At 39.5% G+C, this 14,449-nt stretch carries 18 protein-coding genes and 1 pseudogene; 14 read left to right on the plus strand and 5 right to left on the minus strand.

The window, feature by feature from the left end:
- Positions 1-4: 4 nt before the first annotated feature.
- Together istA and istB are read left to right on the plus strand one after the other, a co-directional pair.
- Positions 5-1,588, plus strand: coding sequence for an IS21 family transposase (gene istA, locus ACYQ3L_RS17950; RefSeq protein ID WP_380002093.1), 1,584 nt, complete (start codon positions 5-7; stop codon positions 1,586-1,588).
- On the plus strand, positions 1,575-2,357 hold the full coding sequence (gene istB, locus ACYQ3L_RS17955) for an IS21-like element helper ATPase IstB (protein WP_459952321.1): 783 nt from the start codon (positions 1,575-1,577) through the stop codon (positions 2,355-2,357). The genes istA and istB overlap by 14 nt, the downstream gene beginning before the upstream one ends.
- A gap of 97 nt (positions 2,358-2,454) precedes the next feature.
- On the opposite strand, the gene ACYQ3L_RS17960 is transcribed toward istB, so the two are convergent.
- A complete protein-coding gene (locus tag ACYQ3L_RS17960; protein WP_379998846.1) occupies positions 2,455-3,159 on the minus strand; it encodes a DNA translocase FtsK in 705 nt (234 codons plus the stop codon).
- Between the two features lie 854 nt (positions 3,160-4,013).
- On the opposite strand from ACYQ3L_RS17960, the gene ACYQ3L_RS17965 reads away from it, so the two are divergent.
- The 12 genes and pseudogenes from ACYQ3L_RS17965 (at position 4,014) to ACYQ3L_RS18020 (ending at position 10,831) form a co-directional block, all read left to right on the plus strand.
- Positions 4,014-4,505, plus strand: coding sequence for an SLOG family protein (locus tag ACYQ3L_RS17965; RefSeq protein WP_379998848.1), 492 nt, complete (start codon positions 4,014-4,016; stop codon positions 4,503-4,505).
- Between the two features lie 9 nt (positions 4,506-4,514).
- On the plus strand, positions 4,515-5,567 hold the full coding sequence (locus tag ACYQ3L_RS17970) for a fusion protein (protein ID WP_379998850.1): 1,053 nt from the start codon (positions 4,515-4,517) through the stop codon (positions 5,565-5,567).
- Entirely contained in the window at positions 5,551-5,700 is a 150-nt protein-coding gene (locus tag ACYQ3L_RS17975; RefSeq protein ID WP_379998852.1) for a hypothetical protein, read from the plus strand. The genes ACYQ3L_RS17970 and ACYQ3L_RS17975 overlap by 17 nt, the downstream gene beginning before the upstream one ends.
- Before the next feature lie 17 nt (positions 5,701-5,717).
- Complete coding sequence (locus ACYQ3L_RS17980) at positions 5,718-6,131, plus strand: PcfK-like family protein (RefSeq protein ID WP_379998854.1); 414 nt, start codon at positions 5,718-5,720, stop codon at positions 6,129-6,131.
- 19 nt (positions 6,132-6,150) lie between these two features.
- A complete protein-coding gene (locus ACYQ3L_RS17985) occupies positions 6,151-7,419 on the plus strand; it encodes a PcfJ domain-containing protein (RefSeq protein ID WP_379998856.1) in 1,269 nt (422 codons plus the stop codon).
- A gap of 23 nt (positions 7,420-7,442) precedes the next feature.
- A complete protein-coding gene (locus tag ACYQ3L_RS17990; RefSeq protein WP_379998858.1) occupies positions 7,443-7,949 on the plus strand; it encodes a hypothetical protein in 507 nt (168 codons plus the stop codon).
- A gap of 2 nt (positions 7,950-7,951) precedes the next feature.
- A complete protein-coding gene (locus tag ACYQ3L_RS17995; protein ID WP_296952589.1) occupies positions 7,952-8,398 on the plus strand; it encodes a hypothetical protein in 447 nt (148 codons plus the stop codon).
- A gap of 165 nt (positions 8,399-8,563) precedes the next feature.
- Complete coding sequence (locus ACYQ3L_RS18000; RefSeq protein ID WP_291031373.1) at positions 8,564-8,737, plus strand: histone H1; 174 nt, start codon at positions 8,564-8,566, stop codon at positions 8,735-8,737.
- A 109-nt stretch (positions 8,738-8,846) separates the two neighbouring features.
- Positions 8,847-9,251, plus strand: a complete 405-nt coding sequence (locus ACYQ3L_RS18005) for a hypothetical protein (protein ID WP_379998861.1) — start codon at positions 8,847-8,849, stop codon at positions 9,249-9,251.
- 12 nt (positions 9,252-9,263) lie between these two features.
- Positions 9,264-9,575 (plus strand): annotated as a pseudogene (locus ACYQ3L_RS18010) (hypothetical protein); the annotation flags it as partial.
- A 126-nt stretch (positions 9,576-9,701) separates the two neighbouring features.
- Complete coding sequence (locus tag ACYQ3L_RS18015) at positions 9,702-9,929, plus strand: OST-HTH/LOTUS domain-containing protein (RefSeq protein WP_379998899.1); 228 nt, start codon at positions 9,702-9,704, stop codon at positions 9,927-9,929.
- The gene (locus tag ACYQ3L_RS18020) at positions 9,926-10,831 is read left to right on the plus strand and encodes a hypothetical protein (RefSeq protein WP_379998863.1); all 906 of its coding nucleotides are present in this window, start codon (positions 9,926-9,928) and stop codon (positions 10,829-10,831) included. The genes ACYQ3L_RS18015 and ACYQ3L_RS18020 overlap by 4 nt, the downstream gene beginning before the upstream one ends.
- 178 nt (positions 10,832-11,009) lie before the next feature.
- On the opposite strand, the gene ACYQ3L_RS18025 is transcribed toward ACYQ3L_RS18020, so the two are convergent.
- The 4 genes from ACYQ3L_RS18025 to traM form a co-directional block, all read right to left on the minus strand.
- Positions 11,010-11,438 carry a DUF3872 domain-containing protein gene (locus ACYQ3L_RS18025; protein ID WP_379998865.1) on the minus strand — a complete coding sequence of 143 codons (429 nt, stop codon included), beginning with the start codon at positions 11,436-11,438 and terminating at the stop codon, positions 11,010-11,012.
- A 24-nt stretch (positions 11,439-11,462) separates the two neighbouring features.
- The gene (locus ACYQ3L_RS18030) at positions 11,463-12,047 is read right to left on the minus strand and encodes a conjugal transfer protein TraO (RefSeq protein WP_379998867.1); all 585 of its coding nucleotides are present in this window, start codon (positions 12,045-12,047) and stop codon (positions 11,463-11,465) included.
- A gap of 2 nt (positions 12,048-12,049) precedes the next feature.
- Positions 12,050-13,015 carry a conjugative transposon protein TraN gene (gene traN / locus ACYQ3L_RS18035; protein ID WP_379998869.1) on the minus strand — a complete coding sequence of 322 codons (966 nt, stop codon included), beginning with the start codon at positions 13,013-13,015 and terminating at the stop codon, positions 12,050-12,052.
- A gap of 84 nt (positions 13,016-13,099) precedes the next feature.
- Complete coding sequence (gene traM, locus ACYQ3L_RS18040) at positions 13,100-14,389, minus strand: conjugative transposon protein TraM (protein WP_379998871.1); 1,290 nt, start codon at positions 14,387-14,389, stop codon at positions 13,100-13,102.
- Positions 14,390-14,449 lie beyond the last annotated feature (60 nt).

Consider the following 14,449-nt stretch of genomic DNA (forward strand, 5'->3'; position numbering starts at 1 on the left):
TACTATGACAACAAAATTAGCAAACATTCTTCATTGCTATGCAATGGGGATGGGTATAAAAGGTATCAGCGCGACCTTTGAGCTATCCCGTAACACAGTGCGCAAGTATGTGCGTTTGTTTCAAGAGAGTGGTATGCCAATGGAGCAGCTTCAGTCCATGCCGGCGAAGCGCCTTGAGGAGATGTTTGGAAGCAGCGGTGAGAGGGAACGTACCCCTTCAGTGCGTCAGTTGGAACTGGAGGCGCTCTTACCTGAGTATGCCGCAAGACTTACACGCAAAGGAGTGACAGTAAAATCTTTGTATGAAGAGTACCGGCGAGAGCATCCGGGTGGATTCCGTCATGCAAGTTTCGGCGCGTACATACAACGTTATCGGCTTGTATCACGTCCGGTGGGTCACGTTGAGCATTACGCCGCAGACCAGCTGTATATTGATTTTGCGGGCGACCGTCTAGAGGTTGTTGATGAGCAAACAGGCGAAGTCAGATCCGTTGAAGTTTTTGTAGCCATCCTTCCTTGTAGCCACTATACCTACTGTGAGGCAGTCTGGTCGCAGAAGAAAGAAGACCTTATAAAAGCATGTGAGAATGCACTACACTTCTATGAGGGTGTGCCCTTTGCAATCGTCCCTGACAATTTGAAGTCGGCGGTAACTCGGAGCAATCGCAATGAGCCGGTTATTAACGAAGACTTTGCCGCTTTTGCCGAGCATTATGGTTGTAGTGTATATCCGGCACGTGTCAGGCACCCAAAAGACAAAGCCCTTGTAGAGAACGCTGTAAAACTGATGTACAAGTCTGTTTATACCGATCTCGAAGGTCTGATGTTCCATGATTTGGAATCACTCAATGCCTGCATTATCCAATCTCTAAGTCGTTTCAACGAGAGAAAACTTACCGGACGCAATCAGTCTCGCAGGCAGTTGTTTGAAGAGGTAGAAAAAGACTATCTACGAACTTTACCCTCTGTGCGGTATCAGATGAAGGAACGCAAATCTGTGACCGTGATGCGTAATAGCTATGTAACTCTCAAGAAGCATCATTACAGCGTGCCAAAGGAATATGTAGGCAAGCGTGTCGATATTGTTTACGATGCTGATACTCTCGATATCTTCTATGGCCTGCGGCTGGTAACAACCCACCAGCGTGATGACACTCCCTATGGCTACACTCGGAAGGAGGCACACAATCTTCCCGGTAGGCATGGTAGCTACGAAAAGGATCTGGACGAGGTTTTTGAACGAGCTACTCAGATAGATAATATCGTCTTGCTTTATCTCAAGGATGTAGCATCGCAGAAGAAATATATGCCTCAGGCCTTCCGCTCATGCAGAGGTATCCTAGCCTTGGAAAAGACCTTCGGACAGGACAGGCTTGTGGCGGCATGCGCCTGTGCTTCATTGATGCGCGTTTACGGATATCAAGATGTTATCGGTATCCTGAACCGGGGCGATGATGCAGACTTTCTGCCACAGGCTGATCAGGACTCGGACACCAACTTATCACTTCCGCACCACAAGAACATCCGTGGACGTGAATACTTCTCAAAATCAACAACAAAAACTAACAACAACAATGGAAACAAATAATAAAACCGCACCCGTTACTCAGGAGAAAGACCAAAATATCATTTCTCTGGATCTGATGAACCGTATGAAGCTGCATGGTATGGCTGCCGCCTTTAAGGAAAGCCTGCAGTCCACCGTTGCCGAGTCTATGACTGCTGACGGCTTCCTCTCATTACTATTGGCTCGTGAATGGGACTATCGTTCGGATGCCTCCATACAACGCCTGATTCGAGGGGCCGGCTTTCGATACAAGGCTTATCTTGAGAATATAGACTATACCATCAATCGAAGTCTCGACCGCAACCATATAGAACGGCTCTCGTCGCTTGACTTTATCCGTCAAGGAAAGAATCTGTTCATTACCGGTTCATCCGGAACCGGCAAAAGTTATATTGCAACAGCCATTGGGTATCAGGCGTGTAAGAACGGAATACGAACTAACTATGCCAATGCATCCAAACTTATGGGAGCGCTAAAAGTTGCAAAGACAAAGGGGATCTTCGAGGCCGAACTCAAGAAAATAGAACGATGTCAGTTACTTATACTTGATGATCTCTTTCTTGTTCCTCTTGACGCTAAAGAACGTTCAATATTGCTTGACATCATCGAAGATCGTCATGAGCGCAAATCTATCATTGTGACCTCACAATTACCGGTTGCCAACTGGTATGATGCAATAGGAGAACCAACAGTCGCTGATGCCATTCTTGACCGCATCGTCCACTCGGCGCATCAGATAGAACTTACCGGTGAGAGTGTGAGAAAAATGAAGGTAGACAAAAACAAGTAAATCTAAAATAAAAATGACCCCGTCGACCAGGATAATTTAGGGGTAATCATAAAGTTTTTTCAGGGGTCAATTTAGATTTGGCACGAGGGGGCAACGCTCACTGGATTTTCCAGGCAATAAGGATATGAGGTTGTACAGTCAAATCGACTATGAAATTCTGAACCTTCATCGTCCTGCCCATAATTAAGGGCAGCTCAAAATCAGATTCCTGAAACCCTCGGGAAGCAATTAATGCTTGCAGCGGTAGTATTTGAAAATTCTTATTAGGGATAATAATTCCGATCACTCCCCTTTCCATTATTGGCTCAATAGTTAATTGAGAAACTAAAAGGGCAAATGCCAAATCCGTTTTTAATTGTTTGATTCTGGCAATACGGAATCCTGCTTTTGGAACTATTTCATATAAAGTGTTTACATATCCGACATTTGCATTGATAGAAATTATTTCAATATTATTGATTTGTAATATAGAGGTTATCTTGGCTTGAATTTGTTCGACTTCTTCCGTATCTGCACTAATATCTTCATATACTTTAAGAAGATTAACTGAAGGGAAACAGTAATTTGACAAATCCAATGTCGGGTCGTAGTCTTCCAGCTCTTCATAAATATCCGGTTCTAATTCTTCTATAGCATCATCATCAACAGGGATAATAATCTCCATATCATTTTCCACTATGGTAATATCTTCCTCTGCTATTTGTACAGTATTATCCGGATTTTCAGTTTGTTTAAATTCACATTTTGATACAGGTGTGATTTGTTCCGTTTTCTTTTTTCTAAAGAAAGAGAATATTCCCATTTGATTATCAATTAAGTATTAAAAACAAAAATACAATTAATTGATGGTTTAACGTCTTAGCTCTCATATTCATTTTCTAATACTTGATTTTAAATATTATCCTGCGACCCTCTTTCCTCCCTGCTTCGGATTTGTTCTCTATCATATACGTTAGCACCGGATATTGTCGTTCCAAACCTCATACTATCGGAAAGACAGTCTCGGATAGCTGTAACCAAGAGCACATCCGTCCCTACTGTACACTTGTGGCAATGGTATGCCCGTGAGCCATACTTGAAGCAAAATCAATATCTAATAAAAGAATTTCCCTTTCACTTTTCATTTACAATACTCCACAATTGTGTCACCCTTGAGTCGGTCGTTAGTTCAATGGGCAAAGGTATGTATGGATTTTAGGTATTCATATTCGGAGCCTTGCGGTTTTCAAAATAAATCTTCCTCTTTCCCTATCGGGCGAGCGTATTTATTTAAGAAAAAATATGCCTCTCTAAAATGCCTATACCTAATGTTGCCCTTGAAACATAAAACGACCGACCCGGCGGATGACGCAAAAAAAAATGTCGTATTGTATGAAAAATGAAAGAAAAATATTGAAACAAAACTCCCTCACCTCTGGAATCATCATAAAATTTGGGCTGTGGGTTGTATTAGTGGCTCTTTTGAGTGTTTGCGTGTGGTGTGTGACCAAAACGGGAGCATCACTATTGTGGGTAGCAGGAGTATATATACTTCTTCGTAGCATCCTTAGGATCATTCGTTTGTCCATTCGGATTATACTCTCTTTAGTTTCTATACTTTGTCTGATTCTTATCTGCATGGCAATCGTAGTATTCATTCTTTAAAATCAAATCATTATGGATAATATACATATTAACAAGTCAAAGACAGTCGCATTTACAGGGCATCGCCATATTAACCCTAACGCTATTGCTCCCTTGAAAGAAGAATTAACACATACAATCCGTCAGCAGTACCACAACGGCTATACTACATTCATTGTAGGTGGTGCAGTAGGATTCGATTTACTGGCAGCAGAAATTGTATTGGAGTTGCAACAGGAATTTACCGATATACAACTATTCTGCGCTGTACCCTATGCAGGGCATCATATTTATTTCAGAAATGAATCCATGCAACGCTATATCCATATAGCAAACAAGGCAACATCAAATATTATACTATCCCCTCGCTACTATGACTGTTATTTTCTACATCGTAACGATTACATGATAGAACATTGCTCTTTACTGATAGCCTATTACAATCAATCATTTCGCAGTGGCACAGGCTATACAGTCCGCAGAGCAGAAGCAAATAACATTTCAATTATTAACCTATACAAATAATATACAATCATGGCAAAGCAATTTTTACTATTCGCAGGAAAAGAAATAGATACAGATACACAAACTGTAAGTGTGAACCAAATCGTACAGTTAGAGGGGTATAGCTATTCAAAATATGTAGTCTATGAAATCAAAAAAGACCAATGGGGAGTACATTACAAGCTAATCAATCTCAAAGACTATTCTTTCCATACAAGCGAACTGATCCAACCATTGAGCGAGAAATTCGGTATAGGTATCTATTACGATGATAAGAACCCGACATTCAAGACCAGCGAAGAAGTAGCGGTACTCTTAGCCAAAGCACAAGCCAAACATGTAGATGAAATGGAAGTACAGAGAGCCGAAGAAAAACAAAGAGAGGAAATAAGAGTTATCGGTCGAGAATGGCTCACAAACAATCTCCCCGAAGATACCAAAGCCTTAATTATCGCTTGCTTGAAACAGGACGAATCCGATTCACAAACGGACTACTATGGGGCATCTACTGTGCGTACCGTGATACTTGGCTTTTCCAAGCATACACGAGACATATTTTCTGAAATGAGAAAATGTGCATCCAATTTTGAAGAAACCGCCCACCTATCCGAGCATAACGAAGAATATGAGAATAGGGAAAAATACAGCATGGGAAAAGGCTACTATTTAGGAGAAAGCTATTACAGCGGTTGGATAATTAAGAAAGAGTCTATTGGGAGCAAGGAACAGGCTATACAGCACTTCTCGTATATCGCTGGCTGTCCCGATGCTATCCATATCAAAGCGAACCAACAGAGCAAGCAATCTGATATGACAGAGACGACAGAGAATGAACAAACAGCCATACAGATAGAATCCGATAACCTTTCTTTCGAGATAGTCGATTATTCCGAAAAAGCAATCGCCCTTTTCGGAGATACCAAAGCCATCAAAGATTTACTCAAAGCGATGGGGGGAAAATTCAATCCGAGATTGACACATAAGGATGAAAAACAGGCAGGGTGGATATTTTCCCCCAGTCAGAGAACCGAGTTAGAAATAGTATTAAACCTAAATAACAATAGCCATGTGGAGGATAATTGATAATAAAGGAACTCTTTACTCTGGTAGTGAAGAAGATATAAAAATCATATATGACCAGATCAAAAGCGGTCAGATACAAGAAAAGTGGTATGGAGATTTATTATTGGTACAAGTACACGATATATACAAATAACTAAAATAGAAAGCCTTATGAAATCAACAGCCTATTTTACGCGAACCATATTGACACATTTGGAGCAAAGAGCATCAGAAGACCCTTTGTTCGCTGAATCATTCGCTAATCCCGATAGAGATATAGATCAGTGCTGTATTTACATTTTAAACCAAGTTCAAAAATCGGGTTGTAATGGCTTCCATGATGATGAAATTTTCGAACTGGCTGAAAGTTATTATACAGCCGAAAATATAGAAGTAGGTAAGCCTATCAATGCCCGAATCTCTGTCAACCATGTGGTAGAATTAACCACTGAGGAGCGAGAACAGGCACGACAGGATGCTATTCAAAAAGCACAGAATGATGCGTATAACAAGATGATGCAACCCAAGAAGAAAGCAGTAAGAGTTCAACTCAATACCGCTGTACAAACCAGTCTATTCGATTAACACTAAAAATAATTATCAGATGAAACCAAAAAATAAGTTCCAAAAACGAATCGTAGAAGCGAGTAAGAAATTACCGAAGATAACCAATGCTCAAATCAAGTGGGCATACAAAAACTGTATTGAACACATCGGTCACAAATCGAAAAAAAGTATTGTAACCTGTTTAGAGTGTGGACACAAATGGAAAGATAAAACCAACAAAGAACATTGCTCCTGCCCACACTGTAATACCCACTTAAAAATAGAAGAAACACGCAAGCGTACCTTTATGGATTATGAGTATATGTGTATTGTCACAGCCTGTGAGGGTTTTCAAGTATTACGGTTTATCTATGTCGAGTGTAATATGAAAGTAGGCAAAGAAGCAGATTATTACTATACGGAAGCCGTACAGTGGTGGATTGCACCCAATGGGAAAACTGCGACTATGGCAAGGCTTAAACAAATGGGATTTTATAGCTTTCGTTGGAATCTTTATAGTGATCTTGAAATTCGTCCCGAAAAGCCACTATACAACGTCACTCCGACAGCTGTTTATCCTCGTCAGAAGCTAATACCCGAGATTGTGAGAAGTGGATATAACAAAGAGTTCTATAAACTCACTCCTTTCGATTTGCTCCACTTTCTACTCTCGAATAGTAGAGCCGAAACATTGCTTAAAGCAAGACAAATCAGTTTGGTGCAATACTTCGCCTATCATACATCAAAGAATATACAGGACTATTGGCCCTCTATCAAAATTTGTATGAGAAACAAGTTCTGTATAGAGGATGTACAGATGTGGTGTGACTATATTGATTTACTCCGCTTTTTCGAGAAAGACTTGCATAGTACAAAATATGTATGCCCGATAGACCTGCATACCGAACATGACAGATACGTGAGAAAGCGTAGAGAGTACCAAAAACGAGTAGACGAAGAAGAAGCAAGGCGTAAAGCATTGGAAGATGAAGCCTTTTTTAAGGAAACCAAATCCCGATTTTTCGGTGTTGAGTTTTCTGACGGACTTCTTACTATTCGGGTATTAGAGAGTGTCCAGGAGATTATGCAAGAGGGTGACGCAATGAAACATTGCCTATTCACAAATAATTACCACCTCAAAACCGATTCTCTTATTCTGTCTGCCTGTATAGACAATAAGCGAATAGAGACAATAGAACTGTCAATTTCTGAGTTGAAAATCCTGCAAAGTCAAGGGGTATCCAATAAGATAACGGAATACCACAATCAAATATTGAAACTTGTAGAGCAGAATATCCCCCTGATTGAAAAACGATTGGCAGCATAAATAATATATAAATTGATACTATTATGAATGACTATTTTGAACAACAAAAGGCTGAACAACAGATAGAAAAAGAATTGAATGTAAACCGATGGGTAATTATATCCATCGGTTACAGAACTAAAGATTGTAATACAACCGATGCAATTCTCTATACATACACGCTCCCTGTTGATATGAGTAAAAAATACAGTTATGTATTTAGATGGAGAGCAGCCAAACTACAATGTCAATACCCCAAAGAATATATCTGTATATGGCAGAGCCATTTTGACAAAAACACTTCGTTGAGATTAGACCATGACAGCCTGTATTCAAAGGTTATCCGTTGGAAAGGATTGGTAACAAGAGCCAAGAATATCATAAAGAAATACGAGGAAGAAAGATTAAAAACATTATTTCATGATTTTGAAAATGACCCTATTTGGTTGGATGCACAAGTCAAATTACAACAACGTGTCGATGGACATGCAAAGCTACAAACAGCATTAGATAAAGCATTAGCAGATTATAATAACAAAAAAACAGCATAAAGATGAAAAAGTTATCAACTTATACACACGCCCGATATTGTACCGATGAAGTTGATCTATTAGCAGGGTTGGCAGAAATAGAGGAAGCGATGAAACATTGCGAGAGGATGGACAAAAAAATACCGAACTATTTCTATGTCCGAAAAAGTAAACTCAAGGAAAAACTAAAGATTGTCGTTACCAAAGGGTTAAAGGCTGATGAGTTCAGATACAGGGATCATATATTCCGAGCGGAACGGCAATTTAAACCGCATGAAGATTTTGGCTATATAGGTCGTAGACTAACACGTCTAACCGTTTACGGATGGGATTGGAACGAGTTTTGGGTATGTGCCAATATTATTAAACACGAAAATCTATCCCTTAAAAAAGCAGATGTATTTTTAATGGACAGAAACGTTTTAATTGTGCCATGCGAGAACTTTTTGGGAAAATATACAATCGAATAACGAACTATGATACAGAGACTATTATATATACAACTATTGGCGGACTGAAAAATTCAGTCCGTTTCTTTTCTCATGAGTCTGAACGGAAGAAAAGAAACAAAAGACCATGAGAAGAAATTAGTCTATTTAACTATCTTTGTCCCTGAAATAATTAAAAAAAGAAACATGAAACAACTAACTGACAATTTGAATCAATTATTTGCTGATTTTGCAAAAGATGCAGCATTGCAAGTAGAAGCCGGAAACAAAGCAGCGGGAACACGTGCCCGTAAAGCTTCTTTGGCTATTGAAAAAGCATTGAAAGAATTTCGTAAAAAATCAATTGAACATTCAAAGTAAGAAGTTCAAGAGATACGATAACTTTCATTGGGGTAGATTTTTGCTACCCTTTTTTGTTTTCCGTTCATAGAATTTTACTTACTTTGGTATGGATTAAACTTCTAAAATCATGACGGAACGTTTTTACGATATAAGTCATTTATCTACTACCCAGCTTCAAGGGCTGTACACCACCTATATTAAAAAGGGTTGGAAAGACTTTGACTATTATGAGCTGATGCCTGAAGGTATTAAACCCACAGACATTTCGGATGCTGAAGTAATTATGAGTATTGATGCTACCCACGAACACAATTATTGTGTTCTGATGATTGATTGCGAGAATGAACAGGACGGCATTATGTTTGGCTTCGGATTATCATATTACCCCGATTTTGCCGTCTATCTGCATTTACCTCTGAACCTGTTGGATGAGTTGGTTTCTAAATATGGACTGATAGCCAAAGAGGAAGCAAAGGATTATACCGTTAATGAATTTCTGATTGAGGATCATCTGAGAAATTCACAGAACTGATATTGATGTATTATGGCTGTAAAATTAGATAAATGGTTAGTTGCACAAAAGAAACATCGCCTGTCGGATAAACATACTATGATGGCGAGAGAGTTAGGTCTAAATCCGGATAAATTAGGTAAAATTGATAATCACAAGCAGGAACCCTGGAAAGCTCCCCTGCCACAATTTATAGAAGACATTTATTTCAAACGCTTCAAAAGAGAAGAGCCGTTAATAGTAAAATCGATCAAACAACTGATTGCCGAAGAGAAGGTAAAAAAAGAGAAGCAGAAAAAGGAAAAAGAACAAAATCGAAAAGCTAAACTTCAAGAAGATGGCTCTATAACTGATGATAAGGCCACTGAAAATCCCATAGAGCACCCCAACCATACTAAAAAGATCAGATACAACGATATAAAGCCGATAGCAAGGGTTCAATTAGAAGCTGGTGATACTCCGGAAACTATATTGCAGAAAGAAGCCCATATTTTTGATGAAGCTTTTAATCTCCATGAAAAAGAAAGTGCGACAATGTCTGAACTCGGATTTATGCTGAAAAAGATATATCCTCAGTATAAACCTCGCCGTTATGGTTGTAAATCATTAGGGGAGATTTATGAGAGATTAGATAAGTATGAGGTTATCCAAGCCGAAGAAAAAGGGGCTTGTAATATTGTTCGTAAAAAAGAAAAATGATGAAAATTAATTTATTCCCGGATGAACTTCCAAATGAGGAATTTACAATGGAAGAGTTGCAACAAGCCCTTGATCAGGTAATGAATGATAAAAACGGGCAGCCTGTTCCTGAATTTGAAGGCTATTCCCCTTCCGAAATGTTCAACATATTGCACCATCCCCTTGAAGAAAGTTCTGTGGTTTATCTACGCAAGCTAAAAAAAGATGATTATGTACAAAGCCCTTTATACATGCAAATTAAAAGTTTGGCTGAGATTATCAAACGAGAGGGGACTGTGAAACTGACTCCTAATGGTTATCTACCTCCAAAACTTGTAATTGAATTGTATAATCTGGGCTATTTTAAAGAAGATAATATCGAACAGGGCTATGTAAAACTGAAAAGAGAGAATGATTCGGATATAATATCTCTGGCTCACTACATCTTAGTGTCATCGGGTGTCTGCCTGAAAAGACATAGTAAACTCAGTCTTACACTAAAGGGCCGAAAATTACTTGAATCTGATGCCGATTTATTCAAACATCTGTTTTTATTTTTTGTACATCGTTTCAATTGGTCCAGTTTCGATAATTGGGGAATGGAAGAAGTCGGACAGTTTGGAGTTGCGTTTTCGCTTATTTTAGTCAATAAATATGGGGATCAGAGCAAAACGAGTGAGTTCTATGCCGAGAAATATATAAATGCTTTTCCAATGCTGATAGATAGTTTCGAAGCAGCGGTACCCGGAACATTAGAAGGTTTTTTCACTCGATGCTATTGCTCACGCACTTTCAATCGTTTTCTCAGCTATTGGGGCTTGATAAACATTGATAGACAGGGTAAAGCATTTGATACAGTTGAGTACATTACCAAAACGCCTTTGTTTGATAAGTTAGTGGTCTGTGTGCCTCCCGATAAATAAAAGAGTATCTAATAAGAAAGCCCCTGACTTCGTGTCAGAGGCTTTCCAAAATGATAATGAACCGACAGAATCTATTCAATTTCTTAACCAAATAGTTCTATGTCACTGGGGGCTGTAATCAGCGAATAAATAATCCCTACCCATGTAGAGATATACGAAATTACCATCATTGTCATCATTATTCTTCCTCCTCTGAGTTATCGTTGTTGAATGAAAAACTTAAAAAAGAGGTGTTCTGATAATTATCTGAAAAATAAATATCAATTACCTGCTGATCCTCCGACTGAGAAGTGTAGTACAGTCGAAACGTTTCTTTTGTCAATTCGTAAGTATCATTCGGCAAGAATACCGTCCCATCATCCGATTGTAAGCTGCCTTTTCCATCGGACTGAAAATATCGCAGATAGTATTTCGCATTGTCGTATTTTCCTGAACGCTCCAACTGACAACGAATTTCCGCTGTCTCCCCAACCTTTAGCTTTTTTTGAACAGGGAGATGACTAACCTCAAATGTATAACCCTGACGAATATCAATATCGTCGCTACAGGCACACCCTATTGCGACCAGCAATAGGGTAAATAGTATATATGATGCAAATTTCTTCATGTTATTATTGTATTTAATTAGTTCTTAGTTGATTATGATTTTTACGCCCAAACCTATTTGCGTGTGGAATTTATTCACAGTAGAGCCGCCCAATACCCGCTCCCGGGCATTCAGTAATAGTACCACCCGATCCGTCAGATAGGTTTCTATCTCGAAATTGACTGCTCCACCATACAAGAAGTTATCTTCCGAAGTAATCGTTGCCCCATCGAACAACAGTTCCTTACCCCAATTGATCGTTTCATAGCCTGCCATAGCAGAAATACCCACCGAAAAGAATACCGTTTTACTCGGGTCAGATAAGAATTTCAGATAGTGACCACCCTCTATCGTCATTTGTGATAAGGGTATCAGTATATCTTTATACTCATATGACTTTTGCAAGTATTCCGCACCGAAAGTCCAACGATTGCCATTTTTGGTATAGGTCGATAGAGCCACACCTCCGAAGAAAGCCTGTCCGTCTGTCTTCTTGAACTGAAAACCATCTACTGCACCACCAGTAAATTGAATACCTTTTTGTCCCGGCAGATAGCGTTGGCCATGAGCCTGCCCGATAAGGGCAAGACTCAAAATGAAGCTCAGTGTAATAATATATAGTGTCCTCATATTTACTTAATCTTTAGTTCGTTGATTTGTTCTGCACGTATCAGATCGTCATTCTCTACGATGAATGACTGATTGCGACCGCCATTTTTCTCAAAGAGTTCAATAACTAATTGCTTATCATTGGGAATGGTTATCTTATCAATCGTGAATACAGTTCGTTCGGTCTGATTGCCACCGACCTGTGAGATAAAATTGTGAGCACGAAGCGGATAGATAACCATTTCTTGTACAGCCGTTTGTTTGATCATCTTTTTATCCACCACCTTGAATCGGATAAAATCAATATCAAAAGCTACATTCGAAGAGTTCTTGATTTGCATGTGTAAATACAAAAGTCCATTGTGACTATAAATTCCTTTGAGTAGATATTGAATACCAAAACGTTTTGAGCCGATATGCTTTACAATCCGTTTATCGTTCTGATAGATAGAGCGATTAATGAGATACACAATACGAGGCGATTCGCTACCTAATTCTTTCAGGTAGATTTCCATTGAATTATTAGGACGGTTTGTTGCTATACCGTCGTGCATAAAATCCTTCATTTCGATATTTAGCTTTTCCGGCTCATTGGCATACTTCACATTGAAAGTATAATAGCTACCTTCTTCGGTAATAACCGCCATATTGGTCTCCGTCTCAAATTGTCTCATAGCTGCTTTTACTCGCAATACATTTTCCGAACTTCCGACTTTGCCAGCAATAATATTATTGGAACCCAAGTCCACATACTTGATGGATGCCGGAAAGATGATATGTACTGTCTTATCGAATGTGACCTCTAATCCGTAGGGAGGTATCATCCTATCGAAAGTTATTTTCTTGGATAGCCCTTCGTAGTAATCTCCATAAGTAGGCTTGAGCACCTGTTGCAGATCTTCCTGCATATTGTTTGTACTTGTCTCTGTCTGAGCATGGGCAACGAGTGTTGTTACCATCAATGTAAATGCAATAATATATTTCTTCATTTTTAAAATTGTTTGATTTATAAATACTTGTTTTGATTCTGCCAATCTTTCGTTCATTGGCATATCGGCATATTAGCACATTATCTAATTAGCCTTTGGCATCAGCATTACCCGATAGCCGGATTTGAGCGTTACCTTGACCTGTCGAATTTTCTTCTGCATATAAGCCGATACGCCCTGTATCGCTCCTTTGCTCAGGTCGGAAGCCAATTGTGCCCCTGTGCTTTGTGTCATGGTAAAGCTACTGCCGACACTATTTCCCATATTGGCAACAATCTCTTTAGCGGCATTCATCTCTAATGAGCCGGGGATGTAGATACCTTTCTGGCCGTCTGTGTCATATGTGACCATTTCCACCGGAATGATTGTTCCTTCGTACTCAATAGAGGCTATCAGAATGTCCAATCGTTCGCTATGAACTTTAGCTACTCCCGTCAATATTGTATTTTCAGGAATGAGTGTCGTTCCGGCAACCAATGGTTCTGTCAATCGCAAACGAGTCGTCTGCCCATCTATAACCGTCTGGTCATCATGGATAACCGCCGAAATGGTATTTTTGGTAGAGATACCAACTTCACCGCCCATTGTATTGAATCCTGCATTTCGGGGCTGGTCATACATATGGAACAGTTCCTCATTACTCATATTCTGAGCCAGTGCAGATACCGTATGCTTCTGTATCTGCCGAACAGGGCTAACCGTTGTCTTGCCATTTTTAGACGAATTGTTTTTGCCATAATTATCAATCTTGCTTTTTAAAGAATTGTTTGGAGCTTCCTGATTCTGACCCTGTGGCATATACTTCGCTGCCATTTCGTAGGATTTTTCCATTAGCAGTAGTTGTTCGTCTATAGCTGACTGCTTATCATCCTTTTCGTTCATCTTGGCCTCCAGTTCCTCCAGCTTTTGTTTCATCGCTTCCTTTTCGGGATCATCTTTGGACGGTTCGTAAAAATTGCCCAATGTCCGATTGATGTCCTTGTAAGCCGATACCGAGTTGTTAATCGGAGCTTTCGGCGTGGAAGCCGATTGGTTTTGTTTTGGTTCGTCATCAAAATCAATGATGACCCGTTCGTTTTTGGAACTTTCCAGCATATCGGCATATCCTTGTAAGGATTGCATCCTGTCTTTCTGTCGCTGTTGTGTCTGTTCCTGTTCGTAGGCACTCATCTTGTCGCCAACAATACCGTCTTTTTTGGGGTCGGGTATATCGGCATTGAAGCCCATACCTATCTGTTCTTTGGCTATATCTTCGTCCGATGGAGCAAAGATCAGCCAGAAACATCCCGCACAAACAATCGCCATCAGTACGAAAATCCCATACTTGATGAACTTTTGCTTTTGCTCTTCTCTTAGTTTTGGTTTATCTGCCATATAATTTTTTTGTTATAATTTATACTACATCTCAAAGTCATAGTGACTTATCATTATTAT

Source organism: Dysgonomonas termitidis (assembly GCF_054657735.1).

Excerpts from the sequence above, each read along its gene's own strand:
- istA (WP_380002093.1), top strand. The coding sequence starts at position 5 with ATGACAACAAAATTAGCAAACATTCTTCATTGCTATGCAATGGGGATG.
- istB (WP_459952321.1), top strand. The coding sequence starts at position 1,575 with ATGGAAACAAATAATAAAACCGCACCCGTTACTCAGGAGAAAGACCAA.
- ACYQ3L_RS17960 (WP_379998846.1), bottom strand. The coding sequence starts at position 3,159 with ATGGGAATATTCTCTTTCTTTAGAAAAAAGAAAACGGAACAAATCACA.
- ACYQ3L_RS17965 (WP_379998848.1), top strand. The coding sequence starts at position 4,014 with ATGGATAATATACATATTAACAAGTCAAAGACAGTCGCATTTACAGGG.
- ACYQ3L_RS17970 (WP_379998850.1), top strand. The coding sequence starts at position 4,515 with ATGGCAAAGCAATTTTTACTATTCGCAGGAAAAGAAATAGATACAGAT.
- ACYQ3L_RS17975 (WP_379998852.1), top strand. The coding sequence starts at position 5,551 with ATGTGGAGGATAATTGATAATAAAGGAACTCTTTACTCTGGTAGTGAA.
- ACYQ3L_RS17980 (WP_379998854.1), top strand. The coding sequence starts at position 5,718 with ATGAAATCAACAGCCTATTTTACGCGAACCATATTGACACATTTGGAG.
- ACYQ3L_RS17985 (WP_379998856.1), top strand. The coding sequence starts at position 6,151 with ATGAAACCAAAAAATAAGTTCCAAAAACGAATCGTAGAAGCGAGTAAG.
- ACYQ3L_RS17990 (WP_379998858.1), top strand. The coding sequence starts at position 7,443 with ATGAATGACTATTTTGAACAACAAAAGGCTGAACAACAGATAGAAAAA.
- ACYQ3L_RS17995 (WP_296952589.1), top strand. The coding sequence starts at position 7,952 with ATGAAAAAGTTATCAACTTATACACACGCCCGATATTGTACCGATGAA.
- ACYQ3L_RS18000 (WP_291031373.1), top strand. The coding sequence starts at position 8,564 with ATGAAACAACTAACTGACAATTTGAATCAATTATTTGCTGATTTTGCA.
- ACYQ3L_RS18005 (WP_379998861.1), top strand. The coding sequence starts at position 8,847 with ATGACGGAACGTTTTTACGATATAAGTCATTTATCTACTACCCAGCTT.
- ACYQ3L_RS18020 (WP_379998863.1), top strand. The coding sequence starts at position 9,926 with ATGATGAAAATTAATTTATTCCCGGATGAACTTCCAAATGAGGAATTT.
- ACYQ3L_RS18025 (WP_379998865.1), bottom strand. The coding sequence starts at position 11,438 with ATGAAGAAATTTGCATCATATATACTATTTACCCTATTGCTGGTCGCA.
- ACYQ3L_RS18030 (WP_379998867.1), bottom strand. The coding sequence starts at position 12,047 with ATGAGGACACTATATATTATTACACTGAGCTTCATTTTGAGTCTTGCC.
- traN (WP_379998869.1), bottom strand. The coding sequence starts at position 13,015 with ATGAAGAAATATATTATTGCATTTACATTGATGGTAACAACACTCGTT.
- traM (WP_379998871.1), bottom strand. The coding sequence starts at position 14,389 with ATGGCAGATAAACCAAAACTAAGAGAAGAGCAAAAGCAAAAGTTCATC.